At 63.7% G+C, this 25,452-nt stretch carries 13 protein-coding genes; 7 read left to right on the top strand and 6 right to left on the bottom strand.

The genetic code is table 11. From position 1 onward, the window contains the following. Window positions 1-287 precede the first annotated feature (287 nt). Entirely contained in the window at window positions 288-2,189 is a 1,902-nt protein-coding gene (locus tag BWP39_RS25725) for a DUF3857 domain-containing protein (RefSeq protein ID WP_096725076.1), read from the bottom strand. A 404-nt stretch (window positions 2,190-2,593) separates the two neighbouring features. Here BWP39_RS25725 and BWP39_RS25720 point away from each other — a divergent pair, with 404 nt between their 5' ends. Then, a complete protein-coding gene (locus BWP39_RS25720; RefSeq protein WP_096725075.1) occupies window positions 2,594-3,766 on the top strand; it encodes a 4-hydroxybenzoate 3-monooxygenase in 1,173 nt (390 codons plus the stop codon). Window positions 3,767-3,802: 36 nt separating this feature from the next. Here the strand turns inward: BWP39_RS25720 and BWP39_RS25715 are convergent, their stop codons facing one another. The 3 genes from BWP39_RS25715 to BWP39_RS25705 are packed head-to-tail and all read right to left on the bottom strand — an operon-like array spanning window position 3,803 to window position 6,063. Next, entirely contained in the window at window positions 3,803-4,195 is a 393-nt protein-coding gene (locus BWP39_RS25715; RefSeq protein WP_096725074.1) for a DUF1987 domain-containing protein, read from the bottom strand. Between the two features lie 15 nt (window positions 4,196-4,210). Beyond that, window positions 4,211-4,774, bottom strand: a complete 564-nt coding sequence (locus BWP39_RS25710; RefSeq protein WP_096725073.1) for a SiaB family protein kinase — start codon at window positions 4,772-4,774, stop codon at window positions 4,211-4,213. Window positions 4,775-4,776: 2 nt separating this feature from the next. Then, entirely contained in the window at window positions 4,777-6,063 is a 1,287-nt protein-coding gene (locus BWP39_RS25705; protein WP_133116939.1) for a SpoIIE family protein phosphatase, read from the bottom strand. On the opposite strand from BWP39_RS25705, the gene BWP39_RS31595 reads away from it, so the two are divergent. Beyond that, window positions 6,062-6,310, top strand: coding sequence for a hypothetical protein (locus BWP39_RS31595; protein ID WP_133116938.1), 249 nt, complete (start codon window positions 6,062-6,064; stop codon window positions 6,308-6,310). The genes BWP39_RS25705 and BWP39_RS31595 overlap by 2 nt on opposite strands. 124 nt (window positions 6,311-6,434) lie before the next feature. Here the strand turns inward: BWP39_RS31595 and leuA are convergent, their stop codons facing one another. Together leuA and BWP39_RS25695 are read right to left on the bottom strand one after the other, a co-directional pair. Further along, window positions 6,435-8,150 carry a 2-isopropylmalate synthase gene (leuA, locus tag BWP39_RS25700; RefSeq protein WP_096725071.1) on the bottom strand — a complete coding sequence of 572 codons (1,716 nt, stop codon included), beginning with the start codon at window positions 8,148-8,150 and terminating at the stop codon, window positions 6,435-6,437. A 470-nt stretch (window positions 8,151-8,620) separates the two neighbouring features. Then, window positions 8,621-9,529, bottom strand: coding sequence for a LysR family transcriptional regulator (locus tag BWP39_RS25695; protein WP_096725070.1), 909 nt, complete (start codon window positions 9,527-9,529; stop codon window positions 8,621-8,623). Window positions 9,530-9,616: 87 nt separating this feature from the next. On the opposite strand from BWP39_RS25695, the gene BWP39_RS25690 reads away from it, so the two are divergent. The 5 genes from BWP39_RS25690 (at window position 9,617) to BWP39_RS25675 (ending at window position 25,335) form a co-directional block, all read left to right on the top strand. Next, the gene (locus BWP39_RS25690) at window positions 9,617-10,756 is read left to right on the top strand and encodes an alanine racemase (protein WP_096725069.1); all 1,140 of its coding nucleotides are present in this window, start codon (window positions 9,617-9,619) and stop codon (window positions 10,754-10,756) included. A 28-nt stretch (window positions 10,757-10,784) separates the two neighbouring features. After that, window positions 10,785-11,177 (top strand): RidA family protein, encoded by a 393-nt coding sequence (locus BWP39_RS25685; RefSeq protein ID WP_096725068.1) that lies wholly within the window; start codon window positions 10,785-10,787, stop codon window positions 11,175-11,177. A 3-nt stretch (window positions 11,178-11,180) separates the two neighbouring features. Beyond that, window positions 11,181-11,837, top strand: a complete 657-nt coding sequence (locus BWP39_RS25680) for an HAD family hydrolase (protein WP_096725067.1) — start codon at window positions 11,181-11,183, stop codon at window positions 11,835-11,837. A gap of 59 nt (window positions 11,838-11,896) precedes the next feature. Continuing rightward, entirely contained in the window at window positions 11,897-12,064 is a 168-nt protein-coding gene (locus BWP39_RS31775) for a hypothetical protein (protein WP_157915183.1), read from the top strand. A 638-nt stretch (window positions 12,065-12,702) separates the two neighbouring features. Then, window positions 12,703-25,335, top strand: coding sequence for an autotransporter-associated beta strand repeat-containing protein (locus tag BWP39_RS25675; RefSeq protein ID WP_207557096.1), 12,633 nt, complete (start codon window positions 12,703-12,705; stop codon window positions 25,333-25,335). Window positions 25,336-25,452 lie beyond the last annotated feature (117 nt).

Genomic DNA, 25,452 nt, shown 5'->3' with positions numbered 1-25,452 from the left:
CAATTTAATGACGATGATACCGGAAGAAGCTTCTGCAAAACACCGATGTCTGGCGGAAAACAGGAAGCCCTTACAGGCGGAAGCTGGGTATATTTACATCACGCTTCCGTGCCCGGAAACGCTTCGCAGGCCGCTTACCTGCGGCGGCGGTTCGCCACAGCCACAAGCTGTGCCCGGGTGTTACGCCGCCTTTACCGTGGGCGGCGATGCGAGCGAGGTCCGGCTTCATCGAAGCCGGGGTGCGCTCGCCGGGCATGGTTGCTTTCTTTAAGCGAAGGCTGGTCTGCCTAGTAGTAAACCAGCTGGGTTCGCAGATCGCGCTTCACTGCGCGTCCCATCTTCCTGAACTCTGGATATTGATCGGGTTCGATCAGTCCACCGGGCAGGGTGATATCCAGATTGCGCGTCACGGTGATGGTCTGGCCGTCGATTCGATAAGCCGACGTATACGTTCCCCATTGCGAGACGATGTTTGCCGGCTTGGGCAAGACAGGGATCTTGACGCCGTCCGGCAGCGTGATGGCCGTCGTCTCCGTCACATGTCGCCCGGCCATGGGCATCGCGTATTCACGCTTTTCCTGAGAGGCCTGCTCGAACGTCGAGCCGATGTTGCTGAAGCTGCCGAGCCCCGCCGGCACCTGGATCGCGCCCGGTCCGGGGAACAGTGCGTAATCCGGCAACGTAAACTGCGTGGCGTAATCGAAGGGCTTTGTCAGATCGCGTGCCTCGCCGTGGGTGTAGACGCCGGTGCCGTCCTGACCGGTCATCGTCAGGACCCGTGCCGCAACCTGCGTCTCAAGGCCCGGACGAATGGACGAGAAGAGTTGCCGCGAGAGCAGATCGAAAGCACCCTGATTGTCGACCTGACTGGTGCCGAGCACGTTGCCTGCGCGATCGATCGTGAGTTGCGTCGTGACCTTCACGCGGGCGCTGTCCGGGTTGGCGACCGGCAGCGTCACAAGACGCGCGGTGCCGCTGCCATCGTCGGTCACCAGGGCGGGCTTACCGAGTTCGGAGTCGGGCAACGTGCCGAAACGCGCGAGCCCCGCAGTCGAATCGACAAACAGGTTGAAGGCGGGCAGGTAGGTGATCGCGTGATTGAACACGCCAACCGGCATGGCCGCTTTCGGAACCCAGTAGCTGTCGTACGCGTTGACCAGCACGGGCGCGCTCTTGATGCCCTTCGCCGCGAGTAGCGCTTCGAGCAGGGTCACGTGATCCTTGCAGTCGCCATACGCCGCGTCGAGAATCGCGCTGGCATCGTGAGGCACGACACCGCCGAAGCCGAGGTAGATCGCTACATAGCGAATGTTGGTGCTAACCCAGTTGTAGAGGATCTCGGCTTGTTGCCGCGGGTCCGTGACGCCCTGGGTGAGCTTGTCCGCGAGCGCCTGGACAGTCGGCGTCACGGCAGCCTTCGGTGCCGCCCGATCGAGATAGGCCACGCCGGCAGCCGCGAAATTCGGGAACGTGCTCACTGCCACACGCGGGCTGTAGTCGACACTGCTGACCGAGCCCAGTTCGGGCGGCTGCGCCGGACGATTCGTCAGCGACCACTTCCAGAGCTGCGTACCCGGTACATCCGGTTTGTCCGCATCGACGCGGCCACCGTCGAGACCGATTGCATCGACATACAGTTTCATCGCGGCTGGCGCGCGGATCGTCAGATGCATCGACTGTCTGGGCGTTCCGACGCCGTAGTACTCAAGCGTCGAGAATTGCCCCGGAAACATGGGCTTTTTCTGCGTGCTTTTATAGCGCAGCGTAAGCGTCGTGCCGATTGCGACGCTCGGGAAGACCACGACTTTTACCTTGTTGTCGTCGAACATCGGCGCCTGGGCGCCCTCCGCGCTTTGCTGCTCGAGAATCTTGTCGGGCGTGACGTCGATGCGCCGGCCGTCCTGGGTGGTCGTGTACGCCTGCTCGATGCTCAGTTCTTCGAGCGACGTGCTGTAGCGTAGCGATACCTGGCCGCGTTGCTGGACACCCTGGTCCGTATTGATGCGAAAGCTCTCGCTGATGTCTTTCGTGTAGGTGCCGTCCGCGTTGACGTTATAGACGGTGTCGTCGGTGATGATCGTGATGTTGGGCTGGAAATCGGCGGGTTTTGCGGTGTTGGCGGCCTGGACGGCGCCATACGAGCTGGCAAAAATCAGGGCTGCGGATACCACGCGAATCAGGTGATGCATAGAGACTTCCCCGGGGCGGTAAAAGCTGACGGTCGGTGTTTTGGCATGGCAAGGGGTTCGTTAGCGATCAGAACCCCTGGTTGAAAGAGTTAACAAATGAGCAGGATTCCCGCGCATTTTCATTCTTGTCATGCTGCTTGCGATGGTACGTCAAGACTACCGCAGTTATTGCACATGATAAAAAAACGCAAACATGCAGATTGCCAGGATGCCCCAGAAGACAGCTGACCTGCGAAGCGCGACTTTGCTGGTGCCGAATCTTTAGGGCACATCGATCCGGTCAACGCTTCCAGATCACTATTCGATTCAGAGATAGTACATATCCACCATATCGCGTTGTGCGATACCGCCGATCCCCGCCACACTTGCGCAAACGAATCCCCGAACAGGAAGGAGACATTCCAGTGCGCACTCAGGTTGGCATCATCGGCGCGGGGCCTGCGGGCCTGCTGCTTTCCCATCTGCTTCATCTGCGCGGGATCGAATCGGTCGTGCTCGAATCGCGCGGCCGCGAACAGATCGAATCGACGATACGCGCCGGTGTGCTCGAACAGGGCACGACGGACCTGCTCACCGAAGCGGGCGTCGGTACGCGGATGAAAGCCGAAGGCGCACAGCATCACGGCTTCGAACTCGCGTTCGATGGCAAGCGCCGGCGGATCGATCTCACCGGCCTGACGGGTCAGTCCATCACGGTCTATGCCCAGCACGAGGTGCTGAAGGACCTCGTTGCGGCGCGCATCGAAGCAAACGGTGCGTTGCTGTTCAACGTTTCGCAGACCTCGCTGCACGGTATCGATACAACGACACCGTTCATTCGCTTTCACCACGAAGGCGAAGCGCACGAACTGCAGTGCGACTACGTGATCGGTTGCGACGGTTCGCAGGGCGTATCGCGCAACGCGATTCCCCGGGCACTGCGACGCGATTACGAGCGCGTGTTTCCGTTCGGCTGGTTTGGCATTCTGGTCGAGGCGCCGCCTTCATCGCATGAACTGATCTATGCACGACATGAGCGCGGCTTCGCGCTCGTCAGCACGCGCTCGCCGAACGTGCAGCGTATGTATTTTCAGTGCGATCCGAAGGACACGGTCGATCACTGGTCCGACGATCGCATCTGGGCCGAGCTGCATGCGCGCGTCGATTCGACCGAAGGCGAGCATGTGGTGGAGGGGAATATCTTCCAGAAGAATATCGTCGGGATGCGCAGCTTCGTGTCGACGACGATGCGGCACGGCCGGCTCTTCCTCGCCGGCGACGCCGCGCATATCGTGCCGCCAACTGGCGCGAAAGGGCTGAACCTTGCGGTAGCCGACGTACGCGTGCTGACGCACGCGCTCGATTCGTTCTACAAGGAAGGCCGCATCGATCTGCTCGATACCTACAGCGCGACTGCGCTCAAGCGGATCTGGCGCGCGGAGCACTTCTCCTACTGGATGACACGGATGATGCACCGCCTCGACGACGCCTCGCCGTTCGAGCAACAACTACAGATCGCCGAACTCGAACACGTGACGACCTCGCGCGCCGCGGCTACCGCGATGGCGGAGAACTACGTCGGCGCAGTCGCGGTGTAACGCACGATTAACGCACGAGGCCTGAGCCTCGGCGCGTCACGTCTCAATCAGCACTTCGTTGAACACCACGTGGGTCGCGCCGATTCCGTAGAGCAGATCCTGACCGAGCTCCTGGATCGCGTCGTCATCGGGATCGAACTCCCAGTCGATGTCGACATTGCAACCGCGCTTCGACGCATCGCTCAGCACCATGAAGAGCTGGCGCATCGCTTTCGTCGACGCGCTGTTGATATACGTCAGACGCACACGCATCACGAAGTGTGGCGGCTGCGCGGTCTGCAAGTACTGGCCGATCAACTGCATGATCGGGCCGAAGAAAGTATTCGGGTTCTCCGGATGACATTCGCCTTCGACCGAAAGACGCTGGTCGGCGGGGGAAAACTCGATCTCCGGGGTGAAGTCGGTACGGGGAAGTTTGATCGGCGTCATGATGCAGCCTCGGGGTTAGACAAAAGCCTTGATATAAAAACGCGAGAAGCGTCCAACCGACGCTTCGTCGTCATAGAACGCGTACTCGACCGGCTGGATGCTGTCGCGCGCGATCGTCAGCAGGCCGAGACCGGCGCCTTTGCTGATCGTGTCGGTGTTCGCGTGGTCGTCGTTGGCGAGTTGTTCGCGATACGCCGCCTTGATTTCGTCGAGCGACATCTGCTTCAACTGGTCCAGCTTGCCGGCGATGCGCGCAACGTGTTCGACTGGCACCAGATTGCCGCACACGATCCAGTACGACGACGCGTCGCGGCCAACCGCGATGGCGCCGGGTCGTGCTTCGGTTTCGCTGGGTGTCTCGACGCAGCCGCCGTAGTGCAATACGTTCTGCGCCATTTCCATGAAAGTGGAGAACAGCTTGCGCTTGGCGGTACCGCCTACGCTCTCCATTTCGAGCCTGCTTTTCAGGTTCGCCGATAGCGAGCGCCGCACTTCTTCGTCGAAGTGGCCAGCGTAGTAGTACACGAGGCCGGCGTCGCCGGCCGCATCGCGAAAGCTTTCGAACGCGCGGAAATCCATCGTTATGCCTCGTTCGTGAAAGCGAAGAAGCACACGTCATCGCGTCGATGCTGCTGGCCTTGCCACTCAGCGAAGCTGGCGAGCAGCGTGTCGCCGAATTGTTGCGGGCGCTCCTCGCGATGATCGGCAAACAGCTTGTACAGACGCTTGCGGCCATGCGCGATCTGCTTCGGGCCGCCGACCTGATCGATGATGCCGTCGGTTGTGACGAACGCGCGGTAGCCGGTCTGCAACGTATGGCGACGCGTTGTGAAGGCGAAGTCGTCGGGCGTGTCGCTGTAGCCGACCCCCATCCTGTCGCCTTCGAGCAGCAGCACATCGGGCTGCTGTGCATCGAGTACGGCCAGTTCGAGGCGCGCGCTCGCATACTGCAGATCGAGGCCGTTGCCGGTGAGCACGAACATGAAGGCATCGAGACCGTCGTCAGATTTGCCTTCGCGTACGATGTGCGCTTCACCGCCCGTTGCGTGCTGACCGAGCACCTTCTTGATGTAACGATTCAGTTCCGACAACACCTGTGCCGGATCGGGTTCTTCGCAACCGGTCGCGACGCGGTTCTCGAGGAACGACAGCGTGATCAGTGTCATGAACGCGCCCGGTACGCCATGCCCGGTGCAATCGATCAGCGCGCCGAACATGCCGTTGCGAGTAGCGCGAAAGAAGTAGCAGTCACCACCGACGACATCGCGCGGCAGCCATTCGAGCCGTGCGGACGGCAGGCATGCGGCGAGTTCCGTCTGCGAATGTCGCAGGTTCGATTGCTGGATCGCCGACGCGTATTCGATGCTCGACAGCAGCTGTCGAGTCTTCGCGGCTTCGATATCCGACATCGCGCGGATCAGCGCCATACCGCTGCCGATGCCGAAGTACTGGCCGTCTCGCGTGCAGATGAAGCCGTCTTTCATCACGCGGGACTCAGGCTCAACCGCGTTACGCACGACGACTTCGATCGGCGTATCGGCACCGACAATCAACGGTTCCTGATTCGCAAACGACAGGCAGCTCCGCTTGCCGAACACCTCGCGACTGAAAGGCCGGCCGTACTGCTCCATGAACACGTTGCGGTTGATGAGCGCAACAGGTGCGCCGTTCTTGACCACCGCAACGGCTTCGACGTCGGGCGCGTCGAGAAACCAGTTCTGCAGATCGGCGTTGCTCATCTCCGACGCGACAGCGGGTGTGTCGACGGCGATCTGGCCTGCGTGTACGACGAGCGCCGGTTGCGTCGCGTCCTGTTGATCGGAACTGGCGGTAGCCAGTGCGCTGTATAGCTGTTCGATACTTGCCATGAAGGATCTCGTTGCAACGCGGAAGTCGGAAGTGCTGGCCGCTTTTAGCGCTGTGTTGTGCGTGTCCGGCACGCACGTGAGCAGCAAAAGAAGCGCAGTGCCCGCGAAATTAGCGCTGACGCATGACAGAATCGTTAATGGAGTGGGTGAATCGCGCGATGTGATGTGCTTTTTTTTACGCGCACTGTGTAATGCAAAAAAACTGCGATACAGGGCTAAAGTTTTCTGCGTAGCGGCCGATAAATGATGGCCCGGCGCTATGTGTGGGCGTGGCAGGTCCACGAAAGGCACATCGTTGAAGCGTAAAAAAGGGATGTCCGCCTGCCTCTGCGGACACCCCTTTCATTCAAGCAAGTTATCGCAACCCGGTTCTACACCGCAGCGTGATCTGCCTCACGCAACACCGCGTCGAAGAAACGCTGCTGCGCGTCATCGTCGCAACGCGCATACGCACGATTGATCCCACTGATCACGGCACGAATCGAGGCGGTGATCAGATTCGCATCGATCCCGACGCCGAACGCATTGCCCACCACGTCTGCGCCGGCCATCTCCGCAATAGCAATCGCCCGCGCGTCGGCACCCTGCGTCAGCGCGCGTTCTTCATAGTGCTGGATGCGCACGGGGGTACGCAGCGCATGCATCAACGCATCGAGCGGACCGTTGCCTTCGCCACTCACGACGGTGCGCTTGCCGTGAATATCGACTGTCAACTGGATGTGCTCGCGCTCGCCACGCTCGCTCAGGCTATGGCCGACATAGTGCAGCGGCGCCTGACTGTGGACGTATTCCTGTTCGAACAGCGTAAAGATCTGCTGCGGCGTGACTTCGTGGCCGCTGTCGTCGGTGAGCCGTTGCACGGCCGCGCTGAAATCGACCTGCAGCCGGCGCGGCAACACGACCCCGTACGACTGTTCGAGCAGATAGGCGATGCCGCCTTTACCCGACTGGCTGTTCACGCGAATGATCGAATCGTAAGTGCGACCGAGGTCGTTCGGATCGACCGGCAAGTACGGCATTTCCCAGATCGCGTCGGGCTTCTGCATCGTGAAGCCTTTCTTGATCGCATCCTGATGCGAGCCCGAGAACGCAGTGAACACCAGGTCGCCGACATACGGATGGCGCGGATGAATCGGCAATTGCGTGCATTCCTCGGCCGTACGTGCAACTTCGTTGATATTCGAGAAATCGAGGCCCGGATCGACACCTTGCGTGTACAGGTTTAACGCGAGCGTCACGAGGTCGACGTTGCCGGTGCGCTCGCCATTGCCGAACAGACATCCTTCGATACGATCGGCGCCTGCCATCACTGCGAGTTCCGCAGCAGCGACGGCGGTGCCGCGATCGTTATGCGGATGGACCGACAGGATCAGCGAATCGCGTCGTGCGAGATTGCGGTGCATCCATTCGATCTGGTCCGCGTAGAAGTTCGGCGTACCGATCTCGACCGTGGCGGGCAGATTGACGATGGCTTTGTGCTGCGGCGTCGGTTGCCAGATGTCGAAGACGGCGTCGCAGACTTCCTTGGCGAAATCGAGTTCGGTGCCGGTGAAGGTTTCGGGGCTGTATTGCAGGGTGAAATGCGTGTCCGTTGCGGCATCGGCGAAGCGCTTGATCGTACGTGCTGCGTTCTGCGCCAGGGTCTTCACGCCGTCGCGGTCCAGTCCGAACACCCACTTGCGGAACTCCGGCGCGGTCGCGTTATACAGATGGACGATCGCACGCGGTACGCCGCGCAGCGATTCGAACGTGCGCTCGATCAGGTCGTCGCGTGCCTGTGTAAGGACTTCGATCGTTACGTCGTCAGGAATGTGGCCGCCTTCGATCAGCTCGCGCACGAAATTGAAGTCGGTCTGCGATGCGGACGGAAACGCGACCTCGATTTCCTTGAAACCGATCGCGACCAATGTCTTGAACATGCGCATCTTGCGCTGCGCATCCATCGGCTCGAACAGCGCCTGGTTGCCATCGCGCAGGTCGGTGCTCATCCAGATCGGCGCGCGCGTGATGGTGCGCGAAGGCCAGGCGCGGTCCGGCAAGTTGACGGGTGTAAAGGGACGGTACTTGGTGGCAGGGTTCTTCAACATGATGGGTCTCGCTCAATGAATGTGAATGACAGGCTGGAGGGCAATCGGTCAGGTCGCGCGATGTGGCGGACGTAGGCGGGCGCTTCGCGCAAAAGCTCGGGCGAAGGAGGCGGGACAGCTGGGGTAGGAGGATTTCATCGTTGTCATCCGTGGGTTCGACAGGTTGGGTGTCGACCGGATGAGCAAACGAAAAAACATCGCCTCCGGTCGGAAACCGGGGCAAGGTCAGCAAACTGGGGATTTAGCGGCGCTTCAGCAGAAACAGATGTTGTACGCGCGCAGCAGCAGACCTGGCCCGGTAGAGCGGGCTAGTAGGTCTAGCGATAGGGAGGTAATCGGCGCGTACATGGTGCGACATAAAATCACATCGTTGGGCGCGCGTCAAGTTTTGCGTGTTTTCGTGCAGGCTCCTGATACGGCACGAAATCGGCGCGCAGTAGCGGAGCGAAGGTCCCAGACGAGCCCAGAACTCACCGCACACGCCACGGCGCAGCCGGCCGAAACCGCGCCTGCAGATGGCGCATGAACATCTTCGTGCGCATCGGCAGACCCGCGCGCTGATGCGTCAGCGCGATCACGTTCGCATCGGGCAGCTTCCACGCGGGCAGCAACCGTACCAGCGTGCCGCGTGCGACGTCATCGTCCACATCCCATTCCGATCGCACGATCACACCACGTCCTTCGAGCGCCCAGCCGCGGATCACATCCCCGTCGTTGCAGCTCAACCGGCCCGGCACGCGCACGCTACGCGTAGTGCGGCCTTTGCTGAAATGCCATAGCGTCACGTCCTCGTTGTTTTCGCGCAGGGCGATGCAGGGCAGTGCGGCAAGCGCTTCCGGCGTAGCGGGCATGCCGTGCCGCTTGACGAACGCGGGCGACGCGCAGGCCCACCGCGCGTTCGGCGCGACCGCGTAACCGATCAGGTTCGACAGACGCAGTTCGCCGATATGCACGACGACATCGAAACGGTCCGCAACTTCGGTGAGCGGCTCGTCCGACAGCGTGAGCGCGATATCCACTTCCGGGTGCAACTCCTGGAAGTGCGCCGCTGCGGGCGCCACGTAGCGCCGACCGAAGCCAAGCGGCGCGTTGATCTTCAGCGTGCCGACCATGCCACCGCGACGCGCGTGGAGATCGTCGAGCAGTGCATCGAACTGTTCGATCAGCACGGCGCCACGCGCGCAGAGCAATTCGCCTTCCTCGGTAAAACGCAGCCGGCGCGCGGAACGATCGACGAGCCGGACATCGAGCCGCCGTTCGATCTGCTGCAACCGTTGAGTCACCGCCGATGGTGTCAGGCCAAGCGTGCGGGCGGCGGCGAGCAGGTTCTCGCTGGCGCGGATCGTGAGCAGAAAGCGCAAATCGGCGGAATCTTTCATTTCAGTTCCACTAAATCTATGAGTAAGTGGCGCTAAATTGTAGGGCAGGCAATCGCGTTTATCCTAGATGCTCTTCAGGAGACGAGCATGCCCGCTTCACTGTCATCGATTGAAACTCCAGCGTTGCTGCTGGAACGCGCCCGCATGGATGCCAACATCGCGCGGATGCGTACGCATCTGGCGAGGCTCGGCGTACCGATGCGCCCGCATGTGAAAACCAGCAAATGCATCGAGGCGACACGACGGCTGTTCGATACGGGCGTCGGGCCGATTACCGTATCGACGTTGCGCGAAGCACGGTTTTTCTTTGAGCACGGCTTCACGGACATTCTGTATGGCGTCGCCATCGCGCCGAATCGTTTCGAGGCCGCTGCGGATCTACTCCGTGCAGGTGTGTCGCTCAAGCTCGTACTCGACAGTCTGGAAACCGCGACGCTGCTTGCTGACTATGCGCGTACGCATCGCCAGACGTTCGAGGTTCTGCTGGAAATCGACTGCGATGGACACCGTTCCGGTCTGCCGCCGGACTCGCCGCTGATCGTCGAGATCGCGCAACTGTTGCGTGCCGCTGGCATCGACGTACAGGGCGTGATGACGCACGCAGGGAATTCCTACGACAGCCGTTCCGTCGATGAAATCGTCCGCTACGCGCACGAAGAGCGCAATGCAGTCGTCGCTGCCGCGCAGCGGTTGCGCGACGCAGGGTTCGCGGCACCGGTCGTCAGCGTCGGTTCGACGCCGACCGCACTATTCGCCGACGATCTGACCGGCGTGACCGAAGTCCGTGCCGGCGTGTTCATCTTTTTCGATCTCGTGATGGCGGGGCTCGGCGTATGTACGCAGGCGGACATCGCGGTGTTGGTGCTGACCACCGTGATCGGACATCAGCCGCAAAAGGGCTGGACGATCGTCGACGCCGGATGGATGGCGTTGTCGCGCGACCGTGGCACGGCGGCGCAGGCGGTCGATCAGGGCTACGGTGTGGTGTGCGACGCGAACGGCAAACCGCTCGGCGATCTGATCGTGATCGCCGCTAACCAGGAGCACGGCATCGTCGCACTGCGCGATCCGGACGCGCGGCCGACGAACGCGTTGCACCTGCCGGTCGGCACCCAACTGCGTATCCTGCCGAATCACGCCTGTGCAACCTCGGCGCAGCACGCCGGGTATCACGTACTCGACGAGTCTGGCGCGCGCGAATACTGGCCGCGCATCGCTGGCTGGTAATCTGAACCGATCTACAGGAGACGTACTGATGCAAACCATCTTCACCGAACACGCACCGAAGCCCGCCGGACATTACTCGCAGGGCATCGTATCGGGCGGCTTTGTTTATGTAGCCGGCCAGTTGCCCATCGATCCGGTCACCGGCTCGATCCCCGACGGCATCGCCGACCAGGCTGCACGCGCGCTGAAAAACGTGCAGGCGATTCTCGAAGCCGGCGGGTCGTCGGTAGCCGGGCTCGTGAGCGTGCAGCTCTTTATCACGAGCGTGGAGCTGTGGCCGGAGATCAACCGCGTCTATGCCGCGTTCATGGGCGAGCACCGGCCCGCGCGCACGGTCGTGCCGGTCGGCCCGCTGCATCACGGCGTGCTGATCGAGATCAACGCGGTGGCTGAAGTCGGCGCGCCGGTCGGTGAGGGCTGAACGATGAGCGTTCTGCAACCGCCTGCGGATCGACCGCGTATTCAGTTTGTGCTGTTCGATCTGCTGACCGCAGTGCTCGATTCGTGGACGCTGTGGAATGCGGTGGCTGGCTCGGCAGAGCGTGGGCGGCAGTGGCGCATGGCCTATCTGAAGCTGACTTATGGATGCGGCCGTTATGTCCGTTATGAGTCACTGGTTGCGCAGGCGGCCGCGAGCGTTGGCCTCGACCCAGGGTGTGCGACCGAACTCGAGCGGCGCTGGAGTGAACTGCAGGCGTGGCCGGAAGCGGGCGCCGTGCTCGCGGATCTGAAGCAGCACTACAAGCTTGGTGTCGTCACGAACTGTTCGGTGGCGCTCGGCCATCTCGCGGCGACGATTCCCGGTGTTGCTTTCGATGTGGTGGTGACGTCGGAGGAAGCCGGCTTCTATAAGCCCGATCCCGCGCCTTATCTGCTGGCGCTCGACAAGCTAGGTGCGCGCCCCGAGAACACAGTGTTTGTCGCCGGCTCGGCTTATGACCTGTTCGGAACGGCGCTGGTTGGGCTGCCGACTTACTGGCACAACCGTGTTGGTCTGTCCGCTCCGGACGGCGCGCCCGCGCCGTTCGCGACGCGGGCTACGCTCGATGATCTGCCTGGCGATCTGCTGCGGCTGGGGTAAACGGCGCAACCAGCGGCATACATATTAGTAGCAGGGACGGAAAGCGCGCCTTTCCGCTTGTGTCTCGAACCCGCCCAAGCGCCACGTTACCGCTGCGCTACAACGCCAGCGATCCCGCGACCTTCACACTCGACCGCATCGCGCTTGGCTGGGGCGATCCCAAACTGGCGCAGCAGCAGGCAGCAAAAATTTCCGCGCAGATGCGCGCGAAAAACCAGAGCCGCTGACACGGCTTTTTCACGAAGCGCTTCAAATGGAAGCAAGCCACCTGGGGAACGAGAACGGCCCCACGCGATTTCCTCCGCTGCTGCATCGTCATTTGCGGCATTAAATCGACTAATACCCGATTCAGTCGACATACTTTAATCAATTTGCCATGCCTTTTGCCTGGTCTGCAAAAATCCTAAGGCTTGCTTCTTGCAATAGCGTCAGGTTGATATAAGCTGATGAGTGCCGCCAAGGCAACAATGAAAACGACTGACTGAGAGAAACGGAAAATGATCCGGAGGGCATGTAATAAATGATCAAGTCCTGATCGCGCGGGGTCGCGCCTCATTTTAATGTGCTGGCTGTGCTGTTCGGTGCGTTGAGTAACGCGCTGGGGCTTATTGTGCCCTGCGTTTGCTCACCTGCTCCGCGGCTACGGCTGTGCCTGATATCTAGAAAGAGAATCGCCGGTTCTAGCTGAACCACGGTGAGGGTTTCATATTGCCGTTTTAATCTGATTTGCGGTCTTTGAGTAATGTCCAATTCAGGTTTCTGGGGGAAGAAAATAGTGAAAACTACCGGCCAAAAACGCAGCCGCGACCTGCGAAAGATTGTCCCTTTCACGTGTATCTTTCTGGCGCTGTCTGGCGCCGGTATCGTGGAGGCGGAAGCAGCGTGTACGGCTGCGGGCGTGATCGTTACCTGTACCGGGGCTGCGAACATTCTCTCGCCGAGCTATTCGAATACGACTAGCCCTGTCACCGTCAACATCGATTCGACCGGTACCCTCGGGGTCCTGCTTGGAATTGGCGGCACAGCGTTATCGTTGACCGGCAACAACGTCACGCTGAATAACGCAGGCACGATCGATCCGTCGCTGCTCGGCGGGCTCTCTTTCCTGTCGAGCGGCACGTTTATCGGTAACGCGGCGGCCACCAATGTGTCGGTCACTAACAGCGGCACGATGAGGGGAACATCCGGTCCGCTCAGCGTGAACCTGAATGGTCTGACCGGGTTGGCGCTAGTGGTGCAGACCGCGCCTACCGGCACAACGAACATTACCAACAGCGGCACGATCAATTCGGCGAGTATTCTCGGCGCCACGCTCGGAGCCGGCGACGCGCCGGTAGTCGGCGTGTACGGTGGCGGGCAGGTGACCTTCAACAACGCAGTAGGCGGCACCATCAATGGCCGTGTTGCTTTCCAGGGCTCCGCCGGCGGCAACACGTTCACCAACTCTGGGACGCTTAACGGCAGCGTCTCGCTCGGCGGGGGCGGCAACAACACGTTTATCGCCAATACAGGTTCGACGTTCTCAACTACCGCCGGCACTGGAGTCGCGCTCCCGGTCACGGGACTGACGGGTGGTACGCTGTCTTTCGCGGCAACAAACACCGTCGACGCTGGCGGCGGCGCCAACAACACGATCACCCTGCAGCAGGGCACCGGCAGCTCGACGACCGGCGCGATCACCAATACGAACTTCCTCAATTTCCAGAACCTGAATCTCAGCGGTGGCACGTGGACGTTGACTGGCGCATCGACGGTGTCGAATGCGACGCTTGGCGGTGTGGCGATTATCAACAGCGGCGCGGGGCTTGGCACCGGACTGGTCACCAGCAACGGCGGCGGGCTGCAGTCCTCGCTTGCCGGAATTAGTCTTGCCAATGCGTTCACGCTGGGTGCCGGCGGCTTGACGGCGGGAGGCACGAACGCCTTCACGCTGGGCGGTGTGCTGAGCGGCAGCGGTGCATTGATCTCGAATGTCACCGGCGGTCTCACACTAGGTGGCCTGAACACGTTTACCGGCGGCACGACCTTGGGCGGCGGCTCGCTGCTGCTCGGTACGGCCACAGCACTGGGCAACGGCGCATTGAACGTGACCGGCTCGGCAACGCTCGATGCGAGTGTCGCCGGTCTGTCTGTCGGCACTGGGATCAGCATCGGTACGGGCAACACGCTAACGCTTGGCGGCAGCAACGCGCTCAGTCTGAACGGCATCATCGGCGGCGCGGGTGGTCTCACGAAAATCGGCACAGCGACTGTGACGCTGGGTGGCGCGAATACCTTTGGCGGCGGTCTCGCGATCAATGCCGGCACGCTCGCGCTCGGCGCAGCCGGCAGCCTGCTGGCGGGTAGCAACGTGACGCTCGGCGGCGCGACCGCGGGCTTCGATATCAGCGCCGCGACTGGCGGGCAAACCATCGGTCAGTTGTCGGGGGTGGGTGGCACGGTGACGCTCGGCGCGAATAACCTGACGTTCGGTGACGGCACCGCTCAGACCTTCGGCGGCGCGATTACGGGCACGGGCGGTATCACCAAGAACGGCACCGGCGTTCAGACGTTCACCGGAGCAAGCAACTTTACCGGCACCGCAACGATCAACGGCGGCACGCTGGCATTGTCCGGTGCGGGCACGTTGTCAGGCGGCACCAATCTGGTTCTCGGTAACACGGGTGCAACGCTCGACGTCAGCGGCGCAACCGGCGTCCCGGTGATCGGTACGCTGACTGGTGCCGCGGGCACCAGTGTGACGCTTGGCGCGCACAACCTGACGCTGTCGGGCTTGGAGAACGCCAACTTCGGCGGTGTGATCTCCGGTACCGGCGGTCTCCTGGTGGCGGGTACTGATACGCAAACGCTGACCGGCGCGAACACCTACACCGGCGGCACGACGATCAACGCCGGCACGCTCGCGATCGGCGCGGGTGGCAGCCTCGCCGCGACCGGCTCGGTGACGCTGGGCGCAGGGGGCGCGGTCTTCGACCTTACCGCGGCGGGCGCGCAGACTATCGGCGCGCTTTCCGGCCTCGCAGGCAGCGCCTTGAAGCTCGGTGCGAACAACCTGACCTTCGGCGACGCGACGGCCCAGACCTTCGGCGGCAGCATTTCCGGTGCTGGCGGCATCACCAAGAACGGGACGGGTACGCAAACGTTCACGGGCGCGAACACCTTCACCGGGCCTGCGAAGATTAACGTCGGCACGCTGGCGCTGTCGGGCGCGGGCTCCTTGACCGCCGATGTCAATCTGGCGGGTCTCGGCACCGGCCTCAACATCAGCGGTGCCACCGGCACTGCGGCGATCGGTGCGTTGACCGGTGTGGTGGGCAGCACAGTGGCGCTCGGCGCGAACACGCTGAATCTGGGTAGCGCGACGAGCGGTATCTTCGCTGGTGCAATCGGCGGTACGGGCGGCATCAACCTGGGTGGTACAGGTACGCTCACGCTGAGCGGCGCAAATAGCTTCACCGGCGGCACGACGATCAGCGGCAATGGCACGCTCGCGCTCGGCGCAGGCGGTTCGCTGGCAGCGACGGGCGCCGTGAATCTGACGGGCGCGAATGCGGGCTTCGACGTCAGTGCAGCGACCGGCCCGCTGACCATCGGCTCGTTGTCCGGCACAGGCGGCACTCTCTCGCTTGGCGCGAACAACCTGACCTTCGGGGATAGCACGAACACGTCGTTCGCGGGCGTGATCGGCGGCACGGGCGGCCTCACCAAACAGGGCACCGGTACGGCGACGCTGAGCGGCGCAAATACATTTAGCGGCGGCTTCAACCTGAACGCGGGCGGTCTCTCGATCGGCGGCAGCGCGGCGCTCGGCACCGGCACGTTTACCGTTGGCGGCGCGGCGACACTGTCCAGCACGGGTGCAGCGACGCTCGCCAACAACGTGGTGCTGAACGCCGGGCTGACCGTGACAGGTGCCAATGCGGTCACGCTGAACGGCGTACTGTCCGGCATCGGTGGACTGACCATGAACGGCACGGGCGCGCTGACACTGAATGGTGCGAACACCTATACCGGCGGCACCAACATCAACTCGGGCACGGTGGCGCTCGGCGCCAACGCGAGTCTGGCGGCGACCGGTACCGTGAACCTCGCAACCGGTGCGACCTTTGATCTGTCTGCAGGTAATGGTCAGCAGGTATTCGGCACGCTGGTCGGTAACGGCAATGTGAACCTGGGCTCCAATTCCCTCACGCTCGGTTCTGCACTCAACGGAACATTCAGCGGCTCGGTTGGCGGCACCGGCGGTCTGCTCAAGGTGGGCACCGGTATCGAAACGCTGACCGGCGCGAATACCTTCACCGGCGGTACGACGATCAGCGCCGGCACGCTGGCGCTTGGTGCCGGAGGCAGCCTCGCGGCAACCGGCGCCGTGACGCTCGGCGGCCTCGGTACGGGCTTCGATATCAGCGGGGCGACCGGCAATCAGACGATCGGCTCACTGGGCGGTACGGGCGGTGCGGTAACGCTAGGTGCTAACTCGCTGACGCTGGGCACCACCGGAAGCAGCAGCTTCGGCGGCACGATCGGCGGTACCGGCGGTCTCGTGATGGCGGGCACCGGCACGCAAACGTTGACTGGTGCGAACACGTTCACCGGCGGCACGACGGTCAACGCCGGGACGCTGGCACTCGGCGCGGGCGGTAGTCTTGCCGCGGGCGGCGCGGTTACGCTCGGCGCTGTGGGTGCGACGCTCGACCTGAGCGCTGCGAGCGGCCCGCAAGTCATCGGTGCGCTGTCTGGCATCGGCGGTACGCTGGCACTTGGTGGAAACAACCTGAGCTTTGGCGGTACGGGCAATCTGTCCTTCGGCGGCGCGATCACAGGCACGGGCGGCGTCACCAAGCTCGGTACTGGTACGGAAACGCTGACCGGCGCGAACACGTTCACCGGTGGTTTGACGATCGGCGCCGGCACACTCGCGCTCGGCGCAGGCGGTAGCCTTGCGGCGGGTGGCTCGGTGAATCTGAGCGGCGCGGGTGCGGGCTTCGACATCAGCGCGGCGACGGGCGCGCAGACCATCGGCGCGCTCTCCGGTCTCGCGGGCACCACGGTCGCGCTGGGCGCGAACACGCTGAATCTCAGCGCGGGCGGCGGTATTTTCGGCGGCGTGATCGGCGGTACCGGCGGTCTCAACCTGACTGGCACCGGCACGCAAACGCTGACCGGCGCGAATACCTTCACGGGCGGTACGACGATCGGTGCGGGCGGTACGCTCGCGCTCGGCGCGGGCGGCAGTCTCGCCGCGACTGGCTCGGTGAATCTCGGCGGCCTGGGCGCAACCTTCGACCTTAGCGCAGCGACGGGTCCGCAAACGATCGGCGCGCTGATCGGTGCGGCGGGCAACGTGGCGCTCGGTGCGAACAACCTGACCTTCGGCGACAGCTCGAACCAGACCTTCGGCGGCACGATCGCGGGTACGGGTGGTCTCGTCAAGCAGGGGGCCGGCACGGAAACGCTGAACGGTGCCAATACGTTTAGCGGCGGTGTGACGCTGAACGCAGGCGGTCTCACGCTAGGCAGCAATGCGGCGCTCGGTACGGGCGGCCTGACCCTGGGCGGCTCGGCGACACTCGATACAAACGTCGGTGGTCTGTCGATCGGTAACTCGATCAACCTCGGTGCTCCGGGCAATGCGCTGACGCTGGGCGGCAGCAATGCGCTGAGCCTGGGCGGCGTGATCAGCGGTGCGGGTAACCTCGTGAAAAACGGCGCCGGCGCTCTGACGCTGACGGCTGCGAATACCTTTAGCGGTGGCACCACCATCAACAACGGCACACTTGCGCTCAGTGGAGTCGGCGCACTTGCGGCAACCGGTGCGGTGACCCTGGGCGGAGCGGGTGCGAGCCTCGACATCAGCGGCAGCAACTTCAGCGGTCTGACCATCGGCGCGTTGTCGGGTACTGCGGGTACGGTTGCTTTGGGTGCGAAGGAACTGACTTTTGGTGACGCTACCAACCAGACCTTCGGCGGCAGCTTTACGGGCACAGGCGCCATCATCAAGAACGGTACCGGCACCGAAACGCTGACTGGCGCGAGCACGTTGGGCAACGCAGCGATCAACGCCGGCACGCTGGCGCTGTCCGGTGCGGGCTCGCTGTCCGCGGGCACGACCGTTAATCTTCTGAGTCCCGGTACCACTTTCGACATCACCGGTGCCACCGGTACGCCGACCATCGGCGCGCTGGACGGCGCCGCAGGCACTGCTGTAACGCTCGGTGCAAATACGCTGAACCTCGGTGGCTCGGGGAGCGAAACCTTCGGTGGCGTGATCAGCGGCACCGGCGGTCTCAACCTGAATGGCAGCGCCACACAACCGCTGACGCAAACGCTGACCGGCGCGAACACGTTCACCGGCGGCACGACGATCGGCAACGGCACGCTTGCGATCGGCGCGGGCGGTTCGCTGGCGGCCACCGGCGCAGTGAGTCTGGGAGGCGCGGGCGCAACGTTCGACCTCAGCGCGGCCACCGGTCCTGTGACGATTGGCGCGCTGTCCGGCACCGCAGGTAACCTCGCGCTCGGCGCGAACAACCTGACCTTCGGTGACGGCGCGAGCAACGCGTTCGGGGGCGTCATCGGCGGCGCGGGTAGTGTCACCAAGCAGGGCGCTGGCATCGAGACCCTGAGCGGCGCGAATACGTTCACCGGCGGCTTCAACCTGAACGCGGGCGGCCTCATCGTCGGCAACAACACGGCGCTCGGTACCGGTCTGCTGACGGTAGGCGGTGCGGCAACGCTGGCCAGTACGACAGCGACGACGCTCGGCAATGACATCCTGCTGAATGCCGGACTGACCGTTGGGGGTACCAACAACCTGACGTTGAACGGCGCACTGTCCGGCATCGGCGGATTGACGATGGGTGGGACCGGCGCACTGACGTTGAACGGCACGAATACCTACACGGGCGGCACCAACATCAACTCGGGCACGCTGGCACTCGGCGCCAGCGCGAGTCTCGCATCGACCGGTATCGTGAACCTGGCGACCGGCGCGACCTTTGACCTGTCGGCCGGCAGCGGCCAGCAGGTATTCGGCACGCTAATCGGCAACGGTACTGTGAATCTCGGCGCGAATGCGTTGACGCTAGGCTCCGCGACCAATGGAACGTTCAGCGGTGCCATTGCGGGTACCGGCAGTCTCGTCAAGGTCGGGACCGGCACCGAAACGCTGACGGGCGCGAACACGTTCACTGGTGGTACGACGATCAATGCCGGCACGCTCGCGATCGGCCCAGGTGGTAGCCTCGCGGCAACCGGTGGCGTGACGCTCGGCGGTCTTGGTGCGGGCTTCGACATCAGCACAGCGACCAGCAACCAGACCATCGGTGCACTGGGTGGTACGGGCGGCACGGTGACGCTGGGTGCAAACAACCTGACGATCGGCGATGCAACGAGCCAGATATTCGGCGGCACGATTGCAGGCGCGGGCGGCCTCGTGAAGCAGGGCAGCGGCAAGGAAACGCTGACCGGTCCGAATACCTACACCGGTGGCACGACGGTCAACGACGGTACGCTCGCGATCGGCGCAGGCGGTAACCTCCTCGCAACTGGTGCAGTGACGCTGGGCGGCGCGACCGCGAGCTTCGACATCAGCGCTGCGACGACTCCGCAAATCATCGGCGCGCTGTCGGGTGCGGCGGGTACCGTTGCGCTGGGAGCCAACAACCTGACCTTCGGTGACGGCACCAACCAGACCTTCGGCGGCAGCATCACCGGTAGCGGCGGCATCATCAAGAGTGGTACCGGCATCGAAACGCTGACCGGCGCCAGCACGTTCACTGGTGGCGCAACGGTCAATGCCGGTACGCTGGCGTTGTCGGGTGCGGGCTCGCTGTCCGCAGGCACCGACGTCAACCTGGCGAACCTCGGCGCGACCCTCGACATCAGCGGCGCGACTGCCGCTCCGACGATCGGCGCGCTGAACGGTGCACTGGGCAGCATCGTGACGCTCGGCGCGAATACGCTGAACATGGGTGGCACGTCGGCCGGTCTGTTTAGCGGCACGATCGGCGGTACGGGCGGCATTACCAAGAACGGCACCGGCACGCAGACATTGACCGGCGCGAACACCTATACCGGTCCTACGACGATCAACCAGGGCACGCTCGCGATAAGCGGTGGCGGCAGTCTTGCGGCGGGCAGTGCAGTGAATCTGGCCGGCGGTGCGGGCGCGGGTCTCGACATCAGCGGATCGACGGGCAACCAGACGGTCGGCGCGCTCTCGGGTGCGGCGGGCTCGACGGTGAACCTCGGTACGAAGTCGCTGAGTTTCGGCGACTCGACGAACCAGACGCTCGCGAGCAACGTCAGCGGTTCGGGCGGCCTCGTGAAGCAGGGCAGTGGCGTCGAAACGCTGACCGGCAACAATACGTATACCGGTGGGACGGTGCTGAACGCGGGTGGCCTGATCGTCGGTAGCAATACGGCGCTCGGTACCGGCGCGCTGACAGTAGGCGGCAACTCGACACTGGACAGCAGCACCGCGACGACGCTCGGCAACGACATCCTGCTGAACGCCGGGCTGACCGTTCTGGGCACCAACAACCTGACGTTGAACGGCTCGCTGTCCGGTACCGGTAGCCTGACCAAGGACGGCAGCGCAACGCTGACCTTGAACGGCACCAACACCTACACGGGTGGCACCAACATCAACTCGGGCACCCTCGCGCTCGGTGCGAATGCGAGTCTGGCGGCGAGCGGTATCGTCGACGTAGCGACCGGCGCCACCTTCGATCTGTCGGCCGGCAACGGTCAGCAGGTGTTCGGTACGTTGACCGGTGGCGGCTCGGTGAATCTCGGCTCCAACGCACTGCAGGTCGGCGATGCGAACAACGGTACGTTTAGCGGCGCGGTTGCGGGTACGGGCAGCCTCGTCAAGGTCGGAACCGGCACGGAAACGTTGACGGGAGCGAACACCTATACCGGCGGCACGACGATCAATGGTGGCACGCTCGCGCTCGGTGCCGGCGGCAGTCTCGCGGCAACCGGCGGCGTAACGCTCGGCGGCATCGGGACGGGCTTCGATATCAGCGCAGCGACGGGCAACCAGACCATCGGCGCACTGAACGGCACGGGCGGCACGGTAACGTTGGGTGCGAACAACCTGTCGATCGGCGATGCGACGAGCCAGATCTTCGGCGGCACGATCGCGGGCACAGGTGGCCTGACGATGCAGGGCAGCGGCAAGGAAACGCTGACCGGCGCGAACACCTACACCGGTGGCACGACAGTCAACAACGGCACGCTCGCGATCGGCGCAGGCGGCAGCCTCGCGGCAACCGGTGCGGTGACGCTGGGCGGTACCGGGGCAAGCTTCGATATCAGCGCTGCGACTACGCCGCAGATCATCGGCGCGCTGTCGGGTACGGCAGGTACCGTTGCGCTCGGAGCGAACAACCTGACCTTCGGTGACGGCACCAACCAGACCTTCGGTGGTGGTATCACGGGTACGGGTGGGATCGTCAAGCAGGGTACGGGTACGGAAACGCTGACGGGTACGAGTACGTTCACCGGTGGCGCAACGGTCAACGCCGGCACGCTGGCGTTGTCGGGTTCGGGTTCGCTGTCGGCGGGCACTGGCGTCAATCTCGCGAATGCCGGCACGTCGCTCGATATCAGCGGTGTCACCGCTGGCAGCACGCCGACGATCGGCACGCTGACCGGCGCGCTGGGCAGCACGGTGGCGCTCGGCGCCAACAACCTGACACTCGGCGGCTCGTCGAACGGCACGTTCGCCGGCTCGATCAACGGCACAGGCGGGATCGTCAAGCAAGGCAGCGGCACGGAAACGCTGACCGGCGCAAATACCTACACCGGTGGCACGACGGTCGGCAGCGGTACGCTCGCAGTCGGCCCCGGCGGCAGTCTCGCGGTCGGCGGCGCAGTGACGCTCGCTGGCACAACCGCCACGCTCGACCTCAGCGCGGCAACCGGCCCGCAGATCATCGGCGCGCTCTCCGGCACTGCCGGTACGCTGGCACTCGGCGCGAACCCGTTGACCTTCGGCGATGGTAGCAACCAGACCTTCGGTGGCGCGATCACGGGCAGCGGTGGCATCACCAAGAGCGGGACCGGCACCGAAACGCTGACGGGCGCGAACACGTTCACCGGCGGTACGACGATCGGCGACGGTACGCTCGCGATCGGCGCGGGCGGTAGCCTGACGTCAGGCGGTGCGGTGACGATCGGCGCTACGGGTGCCTTTAACATCGGCGGTGCGACTACGCCGCAAACGATCGGCGCGCTCTCCGGCGTAGCGGGTAGCACCATCGGTCTCGGCGCGAACACGCTGGCGTTCGGCGACGGGTCGAATCAGACCTTCGGCGGCAGCATTACGGGCACCGGCGGCATCACGAAGAACAACGGTGGCACGCAGACGCTGACAGGCGCGAGCACCTTCACCGGCAACACGACGGTCAACGGCGGCACGCTCGCGCTGACCGGGGCAGGCACGCTGTCCGCCGGTACGAACGTGAATCTCACGACCGCGACCGCAGGCCTCGATATCAGCGGTGTCACCAGTGGCACGCCGACTGTCGGCGCGCTGTCCGGTGTCGCAGGGACTAACGTGACGCTCGGCGGCAATACGCTGACACTCGGTGGCGGCGCAAGCGGCAACTTCGGCGGCGTGATTGCGGGCACCGGCGGCATCCTCAAGAACGGCGCTGGTACGCAGACACTGACGGGTGCAAATACGTTCACCGGTGGCACGACGATCGACGGCGGTACGCTCGCGATCGGCGCAGGCGGCAGTCTTGCAGCGGGCAGCGGTGTAACGCTCGGCGGCACCGGCACCTTCGATATCAGCGCAGCGACGGGCGGTGGCACGACGCTCGGCACACTGTCCGGTACGGCAGGCACCGTCGCACTGGGCGCGAACAACCTGACCTTCGGCGACGGCACCAACCAGACCTTCGGCGGTGGTATCACGGGTACGGGCGGCATCGTCAAGCAAGGTGCGGGCACGCAGACGCTGACCGGCGCGAGCACCTTCACCGGACCGACGACGGTCAACAACGGCACCCTCGCGCTGAGCGGCGCGGGCACGCTGTCGACCGGCACCAACGTGAACCTCGCGACCCCGGGCACGACGCTCGATATAACCGCTGCGACCGGCACACCGACAGTCGGTTCGCTGACCGGCGCAGCGGGCACGAACGTGACGCTAGGCGGCAATTCGCTGACGCTGGGTGGTGGTTCGAACGGCACCTTTAGCGGCACGATCGCGGGCACGGGCGGCCTCATCAAGAGCGGCCCGGGCACGCAGACGTTGACTGGACCGAACTCTTACACGGGAGGGACGACGCTCGCGGGTGGCACGACGGTGATCGGCAACAGCCAGTCGCTCGGTAGCGGTGCCATCACGGTTAGCGCACCAGCGACGCTCGATTCGACGACTGCGCTGAACCTCGGCAACGCGCTGAACCTGGGCTCGGCGGCGACGCTCGGCGGTAGCCAGGATCTGACGCTCTCGGGCGTGGTGTCGGGCAACGGCAGTCTCGTCAAGAACGGCGGCGCAGACCTGACGCTTACCGGCAACAACACGTTCGCGGGCGGTACCACGCTCAACAACGGCACGCTAACGCTCGGTAGCGCCAATGCACTCGGCACCGGCGGTCTGACGTTGAACGGCGGCACGCTCAACGGGAACAACACGAACCTGACGCTGCCTTCGTTGAACGGCACGACGGGCGGCACGTTGAACCTCGGTTCGGGCAACCTGACGGTGAACGGCGGTAGCTACGGCGGGGTGCTGGCAGGTACCGGCGCGGTGAACAAGCAGGGCGGCGATACGTTGACCCTGAGCGGTACGAACACCTACAGCGGTCCGACCAACGTTTCGGCAGGCACGCTCGCGGTGAACGGCTCGGTGGCGAACTCGGCGGTGACCGTGCAGAACGGCGCGACGGTGACGGGTACCGGGACGGTCGGTAGTTTGACTGTGGGTAGCGGCGGTACCGCGGCGGCACCGGCGCCTGGGCAAACACTGAACGTCGCGGGCAACGTGTCGTTTGCGTCGGGCTCGATATTCAGCGTGCCTGCCAACGCACAGCAGCAGAGCGGTGCGTTGGGTGCAACCGGCACCGCGACGTTGAGCGGCGGCGACGTGCAGGTGCTCGCGGGCCAGGGCCAGTACTCGCCGTCGAGCAAGTACCAGATCCTGAGCGCGAACCAGGGCGTGAATGGCACCTTCGCCGGCGTGACGTCGAACCTCGCGTTCCTGACGCCGACGCTCAGCTACAGTCCGACCGCCGTGTTCCTCTCACTGGTGCCGAACGGCGTGCTGTTCCAGCAGGTTGCGGTGACACCGAACCAGCGTGCCGTTGCGATCGCGGCCGGCTCTCTGCCAGCGACCAACGCGGTGTTCCAGGCGCTGTTCTCGTCTGACGCACCGACTGCGCGTAAAGCGTTCAACACGCTCGATGGCGAGCTGTACGCGAGCACGAAGACCGCGCTGCTGCTCGACGGTCACTATCTGCGCGATGCTGTGATGGACCGGCTGCAAGACAGTCTGGCGCCGACCCAGGGGCCGCTTGCGTCGACCGGATCGATGGGACAGGCGATGTGTGACAGCAGTCTCGCGCAAGGTGTGCTGCCGAAGAACCAGTTCGATGATCCGGATCCGGGTCACCGCGGCACGCGCGACGCCTGCTACGACAATCGTCTGTACCGGCCGGTCGTGTGGGCGCGGGCGTTCGGCTCGGATGGCAAGCTGAACGGCAACAGCAACGTGTCGGGGATCGATCAGACGACGACGGGCTTCATCGGCGGTGCGGACATGTCGATCAACAACCACTGGCGTGTCGGTGTGGCGGGCGGGGTGTCGCATAGCTCGCTCGACAATAGCCTGAGCTCGTCCGCGTCGATCGACAGCTACCACGTCGCGCTGTACGGCGGCGCGGAGTACGGCCCGCTCGGCGTGCGGCTCGGTACGTCGTATTCGTGGAACGACATCAAGACGGATCGCTACCAGAACTTCAGCGGCTTTACGGACCACGACCACTCGAGCTATGACGCAGGACTCGCGCAGGTGTTCGGCGAGGTCGGCTACAAGATCCCGCTGTGGGAACGCATCGCGGTCGAACCGTTCGCCGCTATCGCGTTCGAGAACCTGCATACCGATGGCTTTAGCGAAAGCGGTGGTGCCGCTGCACTGCAGAGCAACGGCAGTTCGCAAAACATCGGCTTCTCGACGTTGGGTCTGCGCCTGTCGACGCGGTTTGGTTCGAGCCCGCAGCAGTGGTTCAGCGGACACGTGATGGCTGGCTGGCGTCACGCGATCGGCAGCGTGCAGCCGGGCGCGAACCTCGCGTTCGTCGGTGGCGGGACGGGCTTCCAGGTGGCCGGTGTGCCGATCGCCCGCGATGCCGCGGTGACCGAAGTGGGCATCGATGCGAACATCCTGCACAACGTCACGCTCGGCCTGTCGTATAGCGGCCAGTATGGCGGCGGGTACCATGACAACGCGATTATCGGCAGCTTGTGGTGGAGGTTCTGAGGCGGGCGATGAGGGTTGCGTTGGCGGGGTAATGCTAGAGAGGTAGATGTGGAACAGGGGCGGCGCATTAGCATGCGTCGCCCCTGTTTTTTTGCTGCGTGCTACCTATGGTCCTGT

It is taken from the genome of Paraburkholderia acidicola, assembly GCF_002362315.1.
GTDB lineage: Bacteria > Pseudomonadota > Gammaproteobacteria > Burkholderiales > Burkholderiaceae > Paraburkholderia > Paraburkholderia acidicola.
Note: the sequence above shows the minus strand (reverse complement) of the source record. Positions and strands in the feature narration are given on the sequence as shown.